The sequence below is a fragment of the Microcoleus sp. F10-B2 genome (genome assembly GCF_036704965.1).
Lineage (GTDB): Bacteria > Cyanobacteriota > Cyanobacteriia > Cyanobacteriales > Microcoleaceae > Microcoleus.
The window spans coordinates 1-18,421 of record NZ_JAUBTB010000114.1 but is presented as its reverse complement, the minus strand read 5'-3'; the positions used below and the strand labels follow the sequence as shown (position 1 = coordinate 18,421).

General features: G+C 46.4%; 16 protein-coding genes and 2 pseudogenes. 9 read left to right on the top strand and 9 right to left on the bottom strand.

Going from position 1 to position 18,421, the window contains the following annotated elements:
• Window positions 1–78: 78 nt before the first annotated feature.
• From QUA99_RS28765 to QUA99_RS28755, 3 genes and pseudogenes are all read right to left on the bottom strand, one after another.
• Window positions 79–382, bottom strand: a pseudogene (locus QUA99_RS28765) (IS701-like element ISAcma42 family transposase); the annotation flags it as partial.
• Window positions 383–741: 359 nt separating this feature from the next.
• Window positions 742–954, bottom strand: coding sequence for a chlorophyll a/b-binding protein (locus tag QUA99_RS28760; RefSeq protein ID WP_333041855.1), 213 nt, complete (start codon window positions 952–954; stop codon window positions 742–744).
• A gap of 405 nt (window positions 955–1,359) precedes the next feature.
• Window positions 1,360–1,485 carry a hypothetical protein gene (locus QUA99_RS28755; protein ID WP_263053573.1) on the bottom strand — a complete coding sequence of 42 codons (126 nt, stop codon included), beginning with the start codon at window positions 1,483–1,485 and terminating at the stop codon, window positions 1,360–1,362.
• Between the two features lie 49 nt (window positions 1,486–1,534).
• Between QUA99_RS28755 and hflX the strand changes: the two genes are divergently transcribed.
• The 8 genes from hflX (at window position 1,535) to QUA99_RS28715 (ending at window position 13,010) form a co-directional block, all read left to right on the top strand.
• Window positions 1,535–3,130, top strand: a complete 1,596-nt coding sequence (gene hflX, locus QUA99_RS28750; protein ID WP_333243621.1) for a GTPase HflX — start codon at window positions 1,535–1,537, stop codon at window positions 3,128–3,130.
• 482 nt (window positions 3,131–3,612) lie between these two features.
• A complete protein-coding gene (locus tag QUA99_RS28745; protein WP_333243624.1) occupies window positions 3,613–4,269 on the top strand; it encodes a PEP-CTERM sorting domain-containing protein in 657 nt (218 codons plus the stop codon).
• Window positions 4,270–4,463: 194 nt separating this feature from the next.
• Window positions 4,464–4,724 (top strand): glutaredoxin 3, encoded by a 261-nt coding sequence (grxC, locus tag QUA99_RS28740; protein WP_333243627.1) that lies wholly within the window; start codon window positions 4,464–4,466, stop codon window positions 4,722–4,724.
• A gap of 67 nt (window positions 4,725–4,791) precedes the next feature.
• The gene (gene gshB, locus QUA99_RS28735) at window positions 4,792–5,778 is read left to right on the top strand and encodes a glutathione synthase (protein WP_333243630.1); all 987 of its coding nucleotides are present in this window, start codon (window positions 4,792–4,794) and stop codon (window positions 5,776–5,778) included.
• Window positions 5,779–5,976: 198 nt separating this feature from the next.
• A complete protein-coding gene (locus tag QUA99_RS28730) occupies window positions 5,977–7,116 on the top strand; it encodes a Gfo/Idh/MocA family oxidoreductase (RefSeq protein WP_333243633.1) in 1,140 nt (379 codons plus the stop codon).
• A 108-nt stretch (window positions 7,117–7,224) separates the two neighbouring features.
• A complete protein-coding gene (locus QUA99_RS28725; RefSeq protein ID WP_333243636.1) occupies window positions 7,225–9,063 on the top strand; it encodes a CHAT domain-containing protein in 1,839 nt (612 codons plus the stop codon).
• Window positions 9,064–9,226: 163 nt separating this feature from the next.
• On the top strand, window positions 9,227–9,808 hold the full coding sequence (locus QUA99_RS28720; protein WP_333243639.1) for a hypothetical protein: 582 nt from the start codon (window positions 9,227–9,229) through the stop codon (window positions 9,806–9,808).
• Between the two features lie 700 nt (window positions 9,809–10,508).
• A complete protein-coding gene (locus tag QUA99_RS28715; protein ID WP_333243643.1) occupies window positions 10,509–13,010 on the top strand; it encodes a glycosyltransferase in 2,502 nt (833 codons plus the stop codon).
• A 318-nt stretch (window positions 13,011–13,328) separates the two neighbouring features.
• On the opposite strand, the gene QUA99_RS28710 is transcribed toward QUA99_RS28715, so the two are convergent.
• The 6 genes from QUA99_RS28710 to QUA99_RS28685 form a co-directional block, all read right to left on the bottom strand.
• Entirely contained in the window at window positions 13,329–13,721 is a 393-nt protein-coding gene (locus QUA99_RS28710; RefSeq protein ID WP_333243645.1) for a hypothetical protein, read from the bottom strand.
• Between the two features lie 230 nt (window positions 13,722–13,951).
• Window positions 13,952–14,371, bottom strand: coding sequence for a transaldolase family protein (locus QUA99_RS28705; protein ID WP_333243648.1), 420 nt, complete (start codon window positions 14,369–14,371; stop codon window positions 13,952–13,954).
• 14 nt (window positions 14,372–14,385) lie between these two features.
• A complete protein-coding gene (locus tag QUA99_RS28700) occupies window positions 14,386–15,138 on the bottom strand; it encodes an antibiotic biosynthesis monooxygenase (protein WP_333343621.1) in 753 nt (250 codons plus the stop codon).
• Between the two features lie 141 nt (window positions 15,139–15,279).
• The gene (gene ycaC / locus QUA99_RS28695; protein ID WP_333243654.1) at window positions 15,280–15,921 is read right to left on the bottom strand and encodes an isochorismate family cysteine hydrolase YcaC; all 642 of its coding nucleotides are present in this window, start codon (window positions 15,919–15,921) and stop codon (window positions 15,280–15,282) included.
• A gap of 407 nt (window positions 15,922–16,328) precedes the next feature.
• Window positions 16,329–17,072 carry a class I SAM-dependent methyltransferase gene (locus QUA99_RS28690; protein WP_333243657.1) on the bottom strand — a complete coding sequence of 248 codons (744 nt, stop codon included), beginning with the start codon at window positions 17,070–17,072 and terminating at the stop codon, window positions 16,329–16,331.
• Between the two features lie 33 nt (window positions 17,073–17,105).
• Window positions 17,106–17,783, bottom strand: a complete 678-nt coding sequence (locus QUA99_RS28685) for a DUF2834 domain-containing protein (RefSeq protein ID WP_333243660.1) — start codon at window positions 17,781–17,783, stop codon at window positions 17,106–17,108.
• 255 nt (window positions 17,784–18,038) lie between these two features.
• Here QUA99_RS28685 and QUA99_RS28680 point away from each other — a divergent pair.
• A pseudogene (locus QUA99_RS28680) lies at window positions 18,039–18,421 on the top strand (hypothetical protein); the annotation flags it as partial.

Genomic DNA, 18,421 nt, shown 5'->3' with positions numbered 1-18,421 from the left:
ATGCTAATTTACAACTCTAGATGCCTGTTTTAATTTGAATTCGGTTTGGTTCTGATCCTTCCCTTCAGGGCACTACCCTTTTTCTGACCAAAAATAACTAATCAATTCGGCATTTTTAGGGTCGCTGTAAATCTTTTCTATGACTGTATCGTCTACACTTAGTATCCCTCCTGTCAAGTTGATTATTTTCTCTATCTGACTGAATAAGTCTTTCGGCTCATACCTTTCTCTTAAAAAAAACCGATTGATAGAATCGTGAGAAACCTCTCCCAATATCTCTGATAATCTGCTACATCCTCCCAGTTAGGGTTCTGACAACAATGCAGGAGGTGTAAAGGTCGGCGTTGCATTGTGCCGTAGAGGGTTTAGTTATTTTTCTCATTGTTCCATACTTAGAAAGGAGACGACAATTATTTATCAATACACGGTTTGGTTATTTTATCAATGCGTAAGTCCTAGTTTAATAAACTATCAGAAATGCTCGATGAGATTTCTTATCAAAAATCCAGCAGGGGCGATCGCCTTTACGAAATAAATATCTGTTGCTGTCAATCTTCACCGCGCCAGCGACAGCGCCCCCACCCCTAATCATCGAATTACAACAAGAAGTCTTTTAATGCCATTCAAAAGTAACGAAAGATACAAAGGGACCAAACCATACTCGCTGCCATTTGTAACTTTTAGCCTGTCTGGCAGTGGTGGCATTTACTCACGCTGCCAGACAGGAAAGACAGCTACTCATTACTGAGCAATGTAGGTAGGCAGAAAGTGAAGTATGTCACGGAGAACGCTATATCCAGCGGCGTCCCAAAGCAAATAAGCTAAGAAACCGATCATCGCTAAGCGACCGTTCCAAAGTTCTGCTTGCGGGTTGAAGCCAAACAAAAAGGCATTCCGATCTTTGCCGTTGTAAGCATTAGCTGTAGGAGGCAAGTTAGTAGGACGAGTTTCCATGTTTTTACATTCCTTAACAATGTGTCGCTTCTCATGGTAGCGGCCTAATTTCTGCTTTGCTATCTGCCTGTAGGCTCAAGACACACACAAGTCTAAAGGAGGATTTTGAAGCGGAAAATAAAGTGTTAAGTTTTGTTTGGGGAGATTTTTTAAGCGATCGCCTGTATCTGTAGATACTAAATACAACTGCAAGTTGATATGGCCGCTGTGAAAGGCTCCATAGCCCCGTAGTGACAAACAACGGCGCTGGTGACTCGACAATACTGAACCCGCGCTCTGCTAGAGGCAAGAAAATTTAGTAAATTTCAATTTAAAACCAGAACACGATCGCGCTGGAGTTAATTAAAATAGGAGATAAACAGATCGATCGGGAGAAACAGTTATCGAAACCATCTACGGCAATCTTCAAGGTTTAAAGTCCAGCCAGCTCAAGCAACTCGAAAAGCTGTACCACCAGCGACTACCGGGCGATCGCATCACCACTGCAGAATTCGCCCAGCGCGTCGCCGCCATCAGCACTGAAATAGACAAACCAATCTGCACCTACATCAACCGCCGCGGACAAGTAATTCGCGTCGGCGTGGGTACACCCCGCCAAACGCAGATTGCGCCCCTAGAATTGCCCCGCTACGGGGGAGGTCGCCTCAGTGGCATTCGCTGCATCGCCACCCACCTGAAGCCAGAAACCCCAAGCGAAGCAGCCCTCACAGCAATGGCAATTCAGCGCCTGGACGCCCTCGTTTGGCTGACACTGACTGGCGGAGGATTTCAGCGTCGCGGCGGCGGTGCGACTGGTTACATCCAAGAAACTTATCTCGCTCACCTGATACCCCAGGGAGATGGGCCAAATTTTGAGTTCTCTGTTTTGAGCGCTCAGTTAGAACCAGATGCAACTGATGAAATAGAAGAGCATTCAATTCAAAAGTCACTAATTCAAACTCCACATTTTCCCTGGAAAATATCAGAACCGCTGAATTTGGACGAACTCGCCGACCAAGACTTTCTGGATTTGGTGGAAGGACTCGAAGCAGATTTTCAAGCAGAGTTTGTCGCTAAGCAGGTCGATGCAGACCAAGACAAAGTGCTGTTGGTAGGTGTCATGACTCAGCACATGACTCAGTTGGAGTTTGAGGACGGGCTCGCAGAAATCACGCGGCTGGTTGAAAGCGCGGGGGGTCAGGTTCTGCAAACAGTGCGCCAAAAACGATCGCGCCCCCATCCGCAAACAGTCGTCGGCGAAGGCAAAGTTCAGGAAATTTCCCTCACCGCTCAGACGATTAGCGCTAACCTCGTTGTATTCGATCGCGACCTGGCACCCGCACAAATACGGAACTTGGAAACTCAGATAGGTATCCGCGTCGTCGATCGAACAGAGGTAATTCTCGACATCTTTGCCCAAAGAGCTCGATCGAGCGAGGGTAAATTGCAAGTCGAACTCGCTCAGCTAGAGTACGCCCTGCCCCGGCTCACAGGTCGCGGTCAGGCAATGTCCAGGCAGGGTGGCGGCATCGGTACCAGAGGCCCTGGGGAAACCAAACTTGAAACCGAACGGCGGACGATCGCCAAACGCATTTCTCGATTGCAGCAAGAAGTAAATCAACTGCTGGCCCACCGCTTTCGGCTGCGGCAGAACCGGCACCATCACGAGGTACCCTCAGTGGCGATCGTCGGCTACACCAACGCCGGTAAATCGACTCTGCTCAACCTGCTCACCAATTCCGAGGTCTACGCCGCCGACCAGTTATTTGCCACCCTGGACCCGACAACCCGACGGTTGACCATTCCCGGCACTGTCACCGGGGAATCCTTGTCGATCGTCCTCACAGATACAGTGGGCTTTATTCGCGAACTGCCCCCCGCCTTGATCGACGCTTTTCGGGCTACCCTCGAAGAAGTCACTGACGCCGATGCTTTGCTGCACCTCGTCGATCTCTCCCATCCCGCGTGGCAGAGCCAAATTCGATCGGTCATGAATATTTTGACAGATATGCCCGTAACACCCGGGCCAGCCCTTGTAGTTTTTAACAAAATCGATGCCGTAGATGGAGAGACTCTCGCCCTCGCCCGAGAAGAATTTCCTCAAGCAGTATTTATTTCGGCCGCCAAAGGTCTCGGGATTGAAACTCTCCGCGACAGACTAGCTCAGCTCATTCAATACGCCCTCTACCCTCGGTAAATACTTAAATATTACTTTTAAGTAGTTGACATTCCGGAATACACGTACATATACTGAGGACAGATCTCCTCGAACCATGAGATGATCGAAGAATAGTCAGATTGTGCATTGTGCAAAGTACAATACAGCAGAGCTAGTTTGCGAGCCGTTAAATAATTAATTACAGGAGGCGGCGGTCAAGGTAAAAACACTCTTTGTTAATGGCTGTAACGGCTCTTACTTGAGAGGTGCAAAAAGATGTGGCTTCACTCCGTGCAAACCACTAATCAGTGCCAACCACGCTAGGCGGGGCTAAGGTGAAAGAGAATAGTATCACTAAAGTGTTTGGGCGACCGCCTCAAGCGCTATACTATCTTTTACAGATGCCCGCGAGAGAAAACATCAATTTATTCTAAGATATCTAAAATCCTTCCCCGTCGTACATCGCTAATCTCTAGCACTTTTTCTATTTTCCGATTTTACCAATGTTTAACTAAATAGTTATGTGTACGCCACTGGCAAAACTAGCAATTGGACTCTCTGCCACAATGGCAACAGCGTTCTACTATCTAGCTGCAGCCCCTCCGGTTTCAGCAGCCATCGATGTGTGCGGGCCCGGAAACTTTTCAGATGAGTGCGTGAAGGGTCAGCAATCAACATCGGCCTCATCATCAACATCCCTGCGAGACCCCGTACCGGAAACGCAGGTAGGCGAACCGCAACTGCCCTCGCCAGAGCCGTTACCGGAAGCGCAGGCAGGCGAACCGCCGCTGGCAACGCCGGAACCGCTACCGTCGCCGACATTTGAATCACCAGCAGCACCAACAGTAGATCCAGAGCCGCTACCGTCGCCGACATTTGAATCACCACCAACAGTAGATCCAGAGCCGCTACCGTCGCCGACACTTGAATCGCCAGCAACACCAGACCCGGTACCGGAATTGCCGAGCGCCGAACCACCTGATGTCTTCACAAACCCGATAGTGCCACCTGCACCCATAGTGTCACCAACTCCGAATTTTCCTAATATATACGAAAATACCTCGGTCAGAACAACAGCGATCCCAGAACCGGGTACTGTGGTAGCACTCCTGCTGACAGGCGCAGGAATCATCGGTTTCGGCAGAAAACGAAACAAGCAGGTCGGTCAGCAACGGTAGGCAGGCCGAAGCTGCTGCTTGTTTTCAAAATCTCTCCGTTTGTTTAAACGTGGGTGTTTTTTTATTTGTACGGTAAAATAAAAGAAAATTGTATAAATAATAACTTTACAGGTTGCTGCCTACAACTCTATAAAAATTAAAATAAGATTGGTTAAGATTACAATCAAAAAATATTGTTATTGTAAGAGTGTCCGATGACCCCTAAAGTAGAAATTTACACTTGGAGAACCTGTCCGTTTTGCATTCGTGCCAAAGCACTGCTGAAGCGAAAAGGGGTTCATTTTACAGAGTACGCGATCGACGGAGATGAAGCAGCACGGGCTCAAATGAGCGATCGAGCCCACGGAGGCCGTACCCTGCCCCAAATATTCATTAACGACCAACACATAGGTGGTTGCGACGAAATCCACAAACTCGATGCTCTAGGTCAGCTAGACCCGCTGCTAGCAAAATGAGGCATTCCCTGTCGAATTTTCCGTTAGCCCAAATTTTTCTGCGACCAATTCTTAATTTTAATTGACAATGAAATTTGCATTCATCATCGATCCCCTCGCGCGACTAATTCCAGGACACGATACCAGCGTAGCGCTGATGGAGGCAGCTCAAGAGTTGGGTCACGAAGTCTGGGCGACTCAAGCCAACGAACTAAGCGTCATCGGCGGCAAAACCTGGGCAATGCTGAGTCGGGTAGCCCTCACCCCAGTAAAAGTGGTAGATGGACGCTGGGAGGCGACTGAGGCTTGGTACCAGGTAGAACAGCCTACTTTGCAGCCTCTGGAAGCAATGGACGCAGTATTTATGCGGACAGACCCCCCAGTCAACATTCCTTACCTCTACGCTACTTACCTTCTAGACGGCATCGATCCGGCTAAAACTTTGGTAGTTAACAGTCCCAAAGGATTGCGGGCGGCGAATGAAAAGATGTATGCTTTGCAATTTGAGGGAGCGATCCCCGAGACAATTGTTTCTCAAAATAAGCAGGTAATTCGGCAATTTGTTGAGAAAAAAGGAGCGGCAGTTCTTAAACCATTGGGTGGCAAAGCTGGCGAGGGGATTTTGTTCTTGGAGGCGGGCGATCGCAATCTCAACTCCCTGGTCGAAATTAGCACTCAACAAGGGCAAATTCCAGTGATGGTTCAGACTTATCTGCCGGAAGCAAAAGAGGGAGACAAGCGGATTATACTGTTGGATGGCAAGCCCATCGGTGCTATCAACCGTATTCCCACCGGCAATGAATTTCGCGGCAACATGGCCGTCGGCGGCCGAGTCGCAAAAACAGAAATTACCGATCGCGAACTTCAAATTTGCGATCAGTTAGAACCAGTGCTGCAACGGGACGGACTGTACTTTGTCGGCATTGATATCATTGGCGGTTATCTCACAGAAGTTAATGTCACTAGCCCTACAGGGATCAGAGAAATTGACTTGTTTGACGGCGTTAGTTTGGGCAAACAAGTAATTGAATGGGTGGAGAAGGAAGAAGGAAGAACGAAGAAGGAAGAAGGATGAGGGAAGAAGCCAAGCACGACACAGATTAGAACACGGATACACGGATTAATTATCGACCGTCAGGCAGATGTTGAAGTCATTACTTATTTGTTAGTTCCTACCAATGCCCAATGCCCGATTCCCAATGCCCAATGCCCGATGCCCAATTCCAAATTCCCAATTCCCAATTCCAAATTCCAAATTCCTAATTATTAAATTATGTCAAAAATTGGCGTTGCAGTAGTCGGTACTGGTTACGGACAAAAAGTGCACCTTCCCGGATTCCAGGCACATCACCGGACAGAGGTTGTGGCTGTTTACCACCGGAATTTAGACAAAGCAAAGGCGATCGCCTCTAGCCACAATATCCCCTACGCTTGCGACTCGATCGCCGATATAGTAGCCATCCCAGAAGTAGGGGGCGTCAGCATTTCCACACCGCCATTTTTGCATTTTGAAATGGCAAAAACCGTCTTGGAAGCAGGCAAGCATTTATTATTAGAAAAACCCACAGCCCTGACAGCAAATGAAGCCAGGGAACTTTACCGATTGGCAAACAACGAATCTCAAACCGATTTTAAAAATGGTGGTTCGAGAGCAATTGCCACAATGGACTTTGAGTTTCGCTTCATCCCCGCATGGCAAATGCTAGCAGAACTATTGGCAGCAGAATATGTGGGAGAAAAACGTTTAATTAAGATTGATTGGCTGGTGTCGAGCCGCGCTGATGCGACTCGCCCCTGGAATTGGTACGCGCAAAAAGAGCGCGGCGGCGGAGTTTTGGGCGCGACGGGTTCTCACGTTTTTGATTATATTAGCTGGCTGTTCGGCCCGCCGCAGAGGCTTTCTGGTCACTTGATTACAGGTATTTCGGCGCGGCCAGACCCGAATGATTCGGGAAATTTAAAATTAGTTGATGCCGATGATTCTTGCACGTTGATGTTGGAATTAGCCGGGGGAACGCCTTGTCAAGTTTGTTTGAGTTCTGTTACTTATCAAGGGCGGGGACACTGGGTGGAAATATACGGGAGTAAGGGTACGTTGGTGTTGGGAAGCGACAACCAGCAAGATTACGTCCACGGATTTCGCTTGTGGGGTTCCCAAGGTGGAGAACCTTTAGCTGAAATCAAAATTCCTCAAAGATTGGAGTTTCCTCAAGTTTATCCAGACGGGAGAATTGCACCGTTTATTCGAGTAGTAGATAGGTGGGTAGAAGCAATAGAAGCCGGTAAATCTTTGATACCGTCCCTCAGAGAAGGGGTTTACTCGCAGTTGTTGATGGATTTGACCCAGGAGTCGAATGCTACGGGAACTTGGGTAGATTTACCGAATCTAGATAAATTTTTGGACACTAAGTAAAAGTACAAACTCCCAAAGGCATCTCTCTGGGTCGATCGCACCCCAAACCCGATAAACTACAAATAGAGAAACTCAATCCAACCCTATATCCAGAGTCGGTAGTTGTGAATGGCGCGCCCTGAAAGTCCTTGCCTCAGTATAGCGATCGCTCGCCTGAGAACCGCTGGGGCAAACCATTTTGCCACTTGGGTTCTACAAGCTCCCTATCCCAGCGGGTACGTTCACCACGACTGTATGTGGCCCGATACCCTCTCCCAATCTTGGAAAGCTTGGCAGGAAATGTTTTCGCCCTCCGGGACAATTCACGAATTGCCCCTACATCCTGATGGCAGTTTCGTCTCGCCGGAAAACAACCAGAATATACTGGCAGAAACTGAACAACGAAGTCCTCAGTTTCTAGACCTCGCTCCAGCGATGCCCTCTGTGCCGCTCCACCTCGGTCAACGGGGGTGGGGCGACAAGGGGGAGCAGCATCCGCCTCGGCCGCCGGCAAGCTACAGCAGCCGCCTGATGCAGCATTTGGGGATTAATCTTTGGCAGTGGCTGTTTGAAGGGCCGATTCAGGGTAGTCTCCAGGAAAGTAAAGGTATCGCGATCGGGCAAAATCTACCCCTGCGAGTGCGCGTAGACTTGCGCGAACCGTATTTAATTGCTTTACCTTGGGAAATTATGCAGCCTCAAGCCGGTCAACCGGCAATTTCTCTGTCGCAGCAACTGCTGTTCAGCCGCACTACCAGCAATGTTGAACCTTTGCCACCCCTGCAGCCTGCGGAGTCGCTCAACATTTTGCTAGTTTTGGGACAAGCAGAACCCGGCCGCGGTGCTAATTCTCAATTTTCCAGCAGCAATAACGGTCATTTGCAGTTGGAAGCAGAAGCACTCGCCCTAGCTGGCGTTCTCGAAACCGCTTTTCAAACCGACGACAGCGGCAAATATTCTGATATCAGCGTTCCGACTCGCGTCGATACTCTGATCGAACCTACTGCGGCGGAACTCATTTCTCGGCTGGAAACGCAAGCTTACAACATTCTGTTCTACGCCGGCCACGGGATACCCGGTCCCGACGGCGGCTTGCTGTTTTTGGGGCCGGAAACGGCGATTAACGGCACTGAACTAGCTCAGGTATTAGTTCGGTGCCGCGTGACGCTGGCGGTGTTTAATGCCTGCTGGGGAGCTCAGCCGGCGGTGGAGAGGTTGCACTCAACTAACGGCCAGCAACAGGCGATCGCCCGCAGCAGTTTGGCTGAGGTACTGATCCATCACGGGGTGCCGGCAGTGTTGGGGATGCGGGACTCGATCGCCGATCGCGAGGCCCTGAGTTTTATCCAAAGTTTTGCTCGATCTTTGGCCGGGCGGATGTCGGTCGATCGGGCCGTCGCCGTCGCCAGACAGCAGTTATTGACCCTCTACAAGTTCAATCAACCGGCTTGGACGCTGCCTGTGCTGTATATGCACCCTGAGTTTGACGGTCAGCTAACTGAGCCGGTAGATGACCTGAAAACTGAATTGCCTTTAAATTCTTCTACTTGGTTGGGACGCTTGCCGTCTTGTGCTTATTTGCGGGGGCGCGATCGACCAAATGCCAAATCCACCGACTCGACCAATCAGGTTTGGCCGATTCGCGCAGGTATGGTTCGAGTCGGACGCTGGGAACAAAACGACGTAGTGATTCGAGAACAGTGGGTTTCTCAAAAACACGCCGAGATTTTCTGCAGAAACAGTATCGGAGATAGCCGAGAAGAACCTAGCTACTTCCTGCGGGATTTTTCTCGCTACGGGACTCTAGTTTTGGGCTCTGAGGGATGGCAGAGAGTTCACCACCAAGAACTGCTGCTACGCAGCGGGACTCAGCTAAAATTTGGCAGTTCTCAAGGTCAGATTTTTGAGTTCACTATTGAGGTTCCTAAAACTTCGGGGTACAGTGAGACTGATTGCGGAACGAATTAAGGTGCGGGTGTAGCTAATGAAGGCAAGCGGCGAGTAGCACAGCAAAGTTCTGGGCGTTGAATCTCCAGTCTGAATAAAAGAGTTATTTACCACTGATAGCTCGCAACTAGCTCTTGGCACAGTCCCCTTCTGTATTTTCCTTTTCCCACTTAGGTATTACATCATGGCTACCCAACCTCCTGATTCTGAATATTTTCGCGACTCTCAAACTCATGCCCAGATGGAACTTCTTGCCACAATTGTTCAGACTGATGTTGCTTATCCCTGGAATCCTGCACAGCTTGAATCAGAATCTTATTTGAGTGCCGTAGAACAGGAGTTTGCGCTGTCTGATTCCTTCAGCGACAGCGATATTGCCCTGAAGTCGCAAGTTTTATTCTCGCAATTAGAACAAGTTTGGCTGACGAGTGCTCTGCAAAAGTCTTTGCGCGAAAAATTTGCTCGCGTTCCTCAAGATTTTCTGGCCAGCATCGCTCAAAGCGTTAAAAACGCAACTGTTAAGTATCAATCTTTAGCTGACCAAATGGTAGAGTGCGTCTTAGATATTTTGCCTCAGTGGGCTGAGGAAGATTTGCAGGTGTTGGCGCGTCCTTTGGCTTATGCCATGCGAGATGTTGATTCGGAAGGGGCCCAATTGGTCATGGCTGCTCAAAAACCTTGGGCCCAATTGTCGGAAATAGAACAAGCCAGAGTTAGTTTGGCTGTCGCCCGCTATGCAATCTCGCAATTAGAAATTGCTGATTAGTTTTTTGATTGCTGGCTTTTTGGGCTGCGATCGCGGTAAATTTTTTTAATAAGTATAAAATTTATCTACCTTTAGTTAGATGTCAAATTCGTCTAATGGTTAAATCAAATAGGATTGCTATAGTTTGATATAGCAATCCTATTTGATTTGTAGACAAGATAATTTTTTTTGAACTGTTGCCAGCGCGCCCGAATTTTAGGACTCAGATGTGGCAGCATTTTCCATAAGCTTTTGTATGGGCGGTGTCGCAGAAAGGGTCCACAAGAAATATTTTTGATTGTGGAACAGGCCGTCGGGCCTGTTGCTGACATTGATGAAATCCTTGCCGAAGATTGCTTCTGATATCTTTTTCGGTTGGGTGGGAATGATAAAGTAAAGTCAAGGTCGCGCAATTCCACATTCCCCCACTCCCCACGGACTGGTCCCGACTCACAATCATTCCAGTTTTACCGAAATTGATATGGCTTCTCTCCTAGGTAACTAAAGCCTTCTTCCTTCTTCCTTCTGCTATATTGGGCCTGGTTTGGACTCGCTAAGCAGTTTGGCAACAGCAAGCAATATGAAGTATCATAAAATTGTCAAAATGTTAAAAAATGTAAATAGAGCAATTGGGGTGTGTGAGAATTTTCAACTGAATTAAAAAGTGGACAGCAGGAAACCCTTACTGTTGCATGCACGATCGGGACTTTAAAATTATTTTATGACAACTTCAAGATTTGATTTTCAAGACTTGAAACGCCGCTTTTGGCGGATTTCGCGGGTGCCGGCGGCAACGCTAGTCGTGTTGGGGGCGGTTGCTTTCGCAGGTGCGATCGCCGCAGCCTGGTTTGGCAGTGAAGGTACTGTCAGCGGTATTTTTGCCACAATCAACTCTTGGCAGCAAAACCCGCCTGTGTGGCTGCAAGTGCCTGCTACGAGGAAGATGTATTTGTTGCTGCCTACTGTGGCGCTTGTCTCCGTTGCTTTAGCTGCAATTAAAATTTCGCCTCAACCGCAGAAATGGTCGCGCGCCGTCGTAGTTGCAATAGTTCTGGCTTTAACCATTCGCTACGTTTTGTGGCGATCGCTAGCTACTCTCAATTTAAGCGATCCCCTCAACGGTATCTTTAGTTTGGGGCTGTTTTTCCTAGAAATGTTAATGATTTTCACCACCAGCATTCAACTGTATTTAATGCTGAAAGTGAAAGACCGCCGTCGAGAAGCCGATCGCATGGCAGTTGCAGTTGAATCTGGAAACTTTGCCCCGCCCGTAGATATTTTTATCCCAACTTACAACGAACCGGCTTTTATTTTACGGCGCACTGTAATCGGGTGTCAAGCTTTAGATTATGCCAACAAAAAAGTATATTTGCTCGACGATACTAAGCGCCATGAAGTCAAATTGCTAGCAAAAGAACTGGGATGCGAGTATATAACCAGACCAGATAATATTCACGCCAAAGCTGGAAACATCAATCACGCCACAGCCCTAACTAATGGAGAACTAATTGTAGTTTTTGATGCCGATTTTATTCCTACTAAAAAATTTTTAAATAGAACAGTTGGATTTTTTCAAGATCCCGAAATCGCCCTCGTTCAAACACCGCAAAGCTTTTACAACCACGATCCGATCTCCCGTAATTTAGGTTTAGAAAATGTGCTCGCGCCGGAAGAAGAAATCTTTTACCGGCAAATTGAAATCATCAAAGACAGCGCCGACAGCGTGGTTTGTTGTGGTACATCCTTTGTAGTGAGACGAACTGCTTTAGAAACAGCGGGAGGCTTGGTCACAGATTCAATCTGCGAAGATTATTTTACCGGAATTCGGCTGTCAGCAACCGGATATCGCTTAGTTTATTTAGATGAAAAATTGAGTGCTGGTTTGGCGGCTGAAAATATAGAGGCTCATCTAAATCAAAGGCTACGCTGGGCGCGAGGCACGCTTCAGGCATTTTTTATTGATTCCAATCCTTTAACAATTCGCGGTCTCACATTCGTACAAAGGCTGTCTCATTTGGAAGGATTGCTGCACTGGTTTACCAGTTTAACCAAGGTTTTATATCTGTTGATACCTTTAGGTTATTCATTTTTCGGCATAATTCCTTTGCGGGCAAGTCTGCGGGAATTGCTGTACTTTTTCCTGCCTTACTATTTGGTGCAACTTACTGTGTTTTCTTGGCTGAACCGCAGATCTGGATCGGCTTTGCTGTCCGATATTTATTCGTTCGTCCAGTGTATTCCTTTAGCGTTGACGGTGGTGAGTTCCATGCTGAATCCCTTTGGGAAAGGGTTTCAGGTGACGCCAAAAGGAATGGCGAGCGATCGCTTTCGTTTTAACTGGAATTTGGGATGGCCTTTAATTGTCTTGTTCGCAGCTACAGGATTAAGTTTGTGGCAGAATTTAAACATTAATTTAGTTAAAAATGTTGGCACCGTACAGTCAATATCAGAAAGTGCAGCTTTGTCAAAAGGAATGAGTTTGGGATGGATTTGGAGCGCTTATAACCTGCTGATGCTCGGAATTGCATTACTGATTTTGGTGGATATTCCTAAGCCGGACATTTACGAATGGTTCAATTTACGCAGGGTTGTACAACTGAATATTGGCGGTCAAAGTTTTTGGGGTATAACCACTGTCATTTCGGAAAGTGGCGCTGAAGTTGCTCTGACACAGCGGCCAAGTTTTGCGGTGGAAAATAAAGGGAGTAAAGAGAGTTTTACTGCTGCAGAGATTTTCCCAAAATATGCCTTTGAGACAAGTCTATCGCAGGGTAAAATAAAAGCGCTCCCTCGCACTGCGGGAGTCAAAGCAAGGAGATCGGTAGCGCCGTCTGTTGTTGATTTCGATACTGAGCGTCGTTTGGCTAAAGGTTTAATTGATTGCGATTCGGCGACTCTGAAAATTATGGAAGAGAACTGTTTTATTCCTGTGGCTAAGATTGAGTTGGTGAGCGATAAATCTCAGTTGGAGTCGAGTTTTCGGGATGGAAAAGAGTGCAGTTTTGTGGAATTTCCCACTGTGCGAATTGCGTTCGATCGCCTAAACATTAGCCAGCACCGCTGTTTGATCGAAATGCTTTACTGTCGCCCGGGTCAGTGGCAGCGGCAGGAAACTCCCGGAGAATGGCGATCTCTGTGGTTATTGTTGAGAATCGCCTTGAAACCGAGATCCGTTTTTGAGAGGAATAGACAAGTTAGGCCGATCGGAGTTTCGCAACTTTAAATCAATTATCTCATCGCAATTTATCTTTCTATCTTATACCAATTCTTCAAAGTTATCCTACAGTAAGCTGTTACGCATTTAAATTGGAAATTCGGGACAGCGGCGAAGCCCGTCCCACAAGAGTTTTATTGATTTTTGACACACAATTTAAATGTAGAACAGCTTATCCAAAGCTGATAAAATGTAATCCCATCCGGCTGTAGACGCTATTTCTTCTGTTAAAATTTTCCTCATAAAAACGCCAAATTTTTCTTGAAGCTCATCTAATTTTTCAGAGATAGTCCAACTAAGTTCTTTTTTTATGTACCCCATATTCTTTCAATAGGATTCTATTTGGGACAACAAGCTGGTTGAAAAATCAATAGAATATCCAGAAGGTATTTTTAGAATACTGCTCTGATGAAACCTGGCCTTATCCAACTGAATAATATTTAAATTATCTGGATATTTCTCGGCTAGTGGGTCTAAAAATAATTGAAAGCACATACCATCTAAATGTGAAAACTGCAAACAAAAACTTTCTCCCGTTTGTGGTGCAACTGCACTATATAAATAGTAGGCTTTAAAGTTCCATTGAACTTTACTAATTCCTTTAACTTCCAAAGCTGTAAATTTTTTCCTTTCAATTGTTTTCAAGCCAATTCTTATTTGAGATTGACACCAATATTTAACCCCATTTCTTGCTGGCTTTTGGTCAGATATTCCAACCACCCAGAGACTTTAAGTAACTTTTTTAGTCTTTTTTTTTACTCTATATCTGCAGATTTGAGTGTTTTTGATGCTATAGCATTTCTCAATAAAATGCCTGAATTATTTGTAGACCGAGTTATCGTTCACGGCACTCCGACAAAATTATTTTTAACTCCTCAATGCTTAAATCAATTCTTTTTTGGTAATCTACTTTCATGCAACAGTCGTCAACTTCTCCATGTCATTGGAGCCTATTTGTAAGGAAATGGTATTAAATTACACCAGCCAACAGAACGCCAAAGGATTTGAGCTTCAGCGATCGCACTTTGGGCCTGCCATAGCGAGTGAGGAGAAAAATCGATGTGAACATACCCATCTCGACCGCGAGTTTTAAAATGGGTTTGTTTCAGCAAATCGGCTGCTAATTGTAGGTCTCGTCTGATTAAATAATCGTATTTATCCCGAGCGGAACACTTGATATTTTGGTTGGCTAGTGTACTGAAGTCGATCGCGTATTCCTTCCCTTCAATTGCAGCTTGCAAGCTTTGAAAGTTTGACAGCACCCCTCGTAGTCCATCATCAATGTAGTGCTGCAACTTGCCATTGGTAATCAAACTTCGTTCAAAATTATCCAGCCAAACAGATTGTCCCCGTCGCCGCAGCGATGCCACAAATTCACATCATTTTAGGGAATGGGATAGAGCCATTTGCTAAATAATTGTGTTAAGCGCGGCATGACCAAATAAGTGAGCAATATAACAGTGAGACCTGTGATCGTCAGAGATGTGAGCAAGGCAGGAAGCCCTGATAATAGCGGTACCAGTAAACGATTGAGAATAGAAATCGTACAAAACACTCCCAACCATGTAACTAACGCCATTTTGTAGCGAGGGGGTGGAGCCTTCATCGATTTATTGGGCAGGGTAAACCAGGTTTCCAATCCCGTCAGGGTTTGAATATCTTCTGGCCTTTCAATCAATGGCTGCAATCGCTCAATCCACTCTCGCCGAACATCAGATTCTAGCCAGGCCTTGAGATTGTCGTAGCAATCGAACTTGAGAATGACCACGTACTCAGGATGGGCGTGATGCTGGGGTCGAATAGTGCTGACACCCAGATGTCCCTTGAATTTTCGTGCATCTGCGGCGATGCCATGAAACCAGGCTTCGTAACCTTCCTCGCGCCCCGGTTTCACTACATGAGAGATCACAGCGGTGACTAGATAGTTTTCTTCACTGGTATTGCTCGCCAACGGTTCTTCCAACATAAAATTTAGAGAATTAACTGAGAGAAAAGTTTTATTCAGAACAACCACCCTAGAGATACCAAATTGCTCGGCATTTTTCGGCAGCACGTCTTGAAACATTGGGGAGATTAACAAATGCGATCGCCAAGGTTGGGCATGAGAGGAAATGACTATAAAAAGACTTACAATCATTGACAATAGCTATTAAAAACACCCTCTACGTGACTTACAACCAAGTAGTTGTCACCGCTACGTTCCACGTAAAATTCCTAACCTAACGATGACAATATTAACTCAGTTACACACGAGCTAAATAAAGCAGGCGCTTTCTCACTACTTATTTGGATCTCCAGCATTTGCCGTTGCTGCATAGCTGGTCATCAGGTTTTTGTAGTCAGGAATAAACTCTGCTAACAGACTACCCAATCCTTCAATATCGTTGCGCCAGTCACGGTGCAATTCACACACAACGCTAAACCAATTGACCAACTGAACTCCAGCACGAGACATTCGATCCCAAGCTGCATAGCGACAGGCTTCATCGAAGGTTCCAGAGGCATCGGTGACAACAAAAACCTCATAACCTGCCTCCAATGCCGAAAGCGCACAAAAAGTAACACATACATCAGTGACAATTCCGGCCACAATCAATTGCTTTTTACCTGTTGCTTCTACTGCTTTAACAAAGTCCTCGTTGTCCCAAGCGTTGATTTGTCCGGGACGCGGAATAAAGGGAGCATCTGGAAACTTCTCCTTCAGTTCAGGGATGAGGACTCCATTCGGGCCTTGCTCAAAGCTAGTTGTCAAAATTGTAGGCAGGTTGAAAAATTTGGCTGCACTTGCCAGCGCCAGCACATTATTTTTGAAGTCGGCGGCACCAATATCACGCACAAGTGAGAACAGTCCAGTTTGGTGATCTACCAGCAAAACCGCAGCATTATTCTTGTCTAGACGGTTGTATTTGAATGTAGACATCAGGTATTTCTCCTATTTTGGTTATGGGTGAATGAGGCATTGCAGAAGGGAGTCAAGAATCAGAAAGCCTTGAGTTGTACCAATTAAATATGCTTCCTTATTAAAAGCGAAACGTCTATTTCCTCTAAATGGCTTATGGCGTAACCTGTTGGGACAGGAACTCAGTTTGCAAAATCTTACCAAATTTCACCACTCAAGATCCGCAAGTTAAGCGCTGAGTTAACGCGATCGCCCTAATCTCGACACACGTTACACCAACGCCCCTAACGCTTTCAATGTCGTCGATTTTTGAGCATTCGTTAATCCAGTTGCCCCTTGAATATTCATGCCTTCATACCGCCGATCGCCCATCAACGTCCTAATACAGCCACCAGTTGCGACATCCCACACTTTAATCGAATGATAGATTAGATCTTTTGGGCAATTATGTAAACATGATTTTCAGGATACTGGTCATATTCGAGATGGCGGCAGGTGCAATGATGCTCAACCAGAATTTGCAGGAAAGTATCTACACCCAAAGTGCTGTAATCAAAATCTTGACCTTGAAATGCTCCCGAAACCTCGCTGCTTGTATGTCCGCCGCCACAAGTGAACAGGATCACTCCATTGGGTTCAAGCGCATCGCATAGCTTTTGTATCACAGGCGCTTGCTGGTTGATTGGCAGATGAAACGTGCTATCCCACGCTGCAATCAGACTATACAGTTTCGGCGGCTGCCAATCACAAATGTCTTCCCGGTAAAACGTGATTTCTGGATGTAGCCGCTGGGCTAAATCGATCATTTCCCTAGAAATATCAAGTCCTTCAGGCTGAAATCCATGCTTGGATAAACTGTTGATAAAACGTCCGCTGCTTCCACACCCGACATCAAGTGCTGCGTGCTGCTTAGAAGTAAATTCGATCGCCCTTTCTAATTGGGCAATCCCGTAGGTTGAATCTTGATGCTCAGTTTGCCACCATTGGGCAATTCGGTCGTAGCGGGCCGATGTATCATTTGGCTCCATAGAATGACCTCGTAAGTGGCGATCGAGATTTTCAGGACAATTAAAATCTTTCTCCACGGTACACCCAGACTGCGCGATCGCCCCTAACGCTTTCAATGTCGCTTTTTGAGCGTTTGTTAATCCCGTTGTGGCTTGAATATTCATTACATCTTGAACACTACCAAATTTTTCAATGTTTCAATTTCTGGCTGTCAGTGGGAAAGTGGCGATTTCTGTTGCAGATTCTGGCAGAGGGGGGCGCAGACAAAGATAAACTAGCTGCCCTAACAGCGGAACTAGAGAGACTGCCCAAAAAATGCGATCGTCCGCGAGTCCGCGGCGTGCCATGTCGTCTCCCAAAAGTGAGGGAAATATTACAGCCATCAAGCAACAATCCCAAGTTATTAAATGCACAAAAGGAATTGACTGCCACTGCCTGACAAAATCTCCCCAATCTCCATTTAACCAAGCCCAAGCTAACAGCCAGATTGTACTTAGTAGAAGTACAATGCCTGTCCAGCGGGAGTCTGATATTTTGATCGACATATCTTTGCGGCCGGAAAATTGTGGCTGAGGCTGGCGCAGGAGTAAGTAGGGAATTAAGCCGATGATACCCGCGCCGTTGGAAGCGATGAAAGCAGGCCAAGCCGATATATTTTGGGTTTTCTCATCAATAAATAGGAAGCAAGCGTAGACCATCGGCCACACTCCCATGAGAGCGAATACCGTTACAAGGTAGGGGTTAATTCCTTCTAGCTGCAACTTGAGCATTTTTTCCATAACTGTTAGCGTTCCGGGTCGATCGAGAGGAGCTAGCAGCAAGGTGTAGGCAATAAATGTTGCCCACAGCAACCCCAGAAACATTTTTGTTTTCATCAGATATAACGAGTAGTTGAACCCGACTAAAATAAATTATGGTAAAGTAGCGGCCGAGTTAGCGGCGTCTATCTTAAGTGATAAGCATTTCGATAGGAACAGCGGCTGCAAATCCCGTTTTATTTCGGGGATGAAAGGCTCTACAGTAGCCGATCATTACTTTAGGCAGACGCAGGAGCCGCGCCACGAGAGATACATTTTAAAAAATCGGTTGTTTTCATTACACCACCCTTTATTAGAAAAGGAGTTTCAGCGGTGAACTTAATATCTGTAGAGGAACTCAAAGCGCTGGTACAACAATCTCCTGGATTGTGCGTCTCAATTTATATGCCAGTGGCTCAAGGAGCAGAAATTCAACAAAATCCGATTCGGTTCAAAAATTTAATCAGAGAGGCTGAAGAGAAAATTGTAGAGTACGGATTTGACAAAAAAGAAGCTGCCCAATTGCTAGAGCCAGTCCGAGCAGAAGTTGACCGGGAAAACTTTTGGGAAAATCAAAGCAACCTGCTGGCGATTTTTGTCGGTTCGGGATTTTTCCGCTACTATGCCTGTCCGGTGAATTGGGAGCATCCCGATTTTGCAAGTATACAAAAGTATGATAAAATGCGCTGCTTTTGGGAAAAGCCAACACTTAGCTT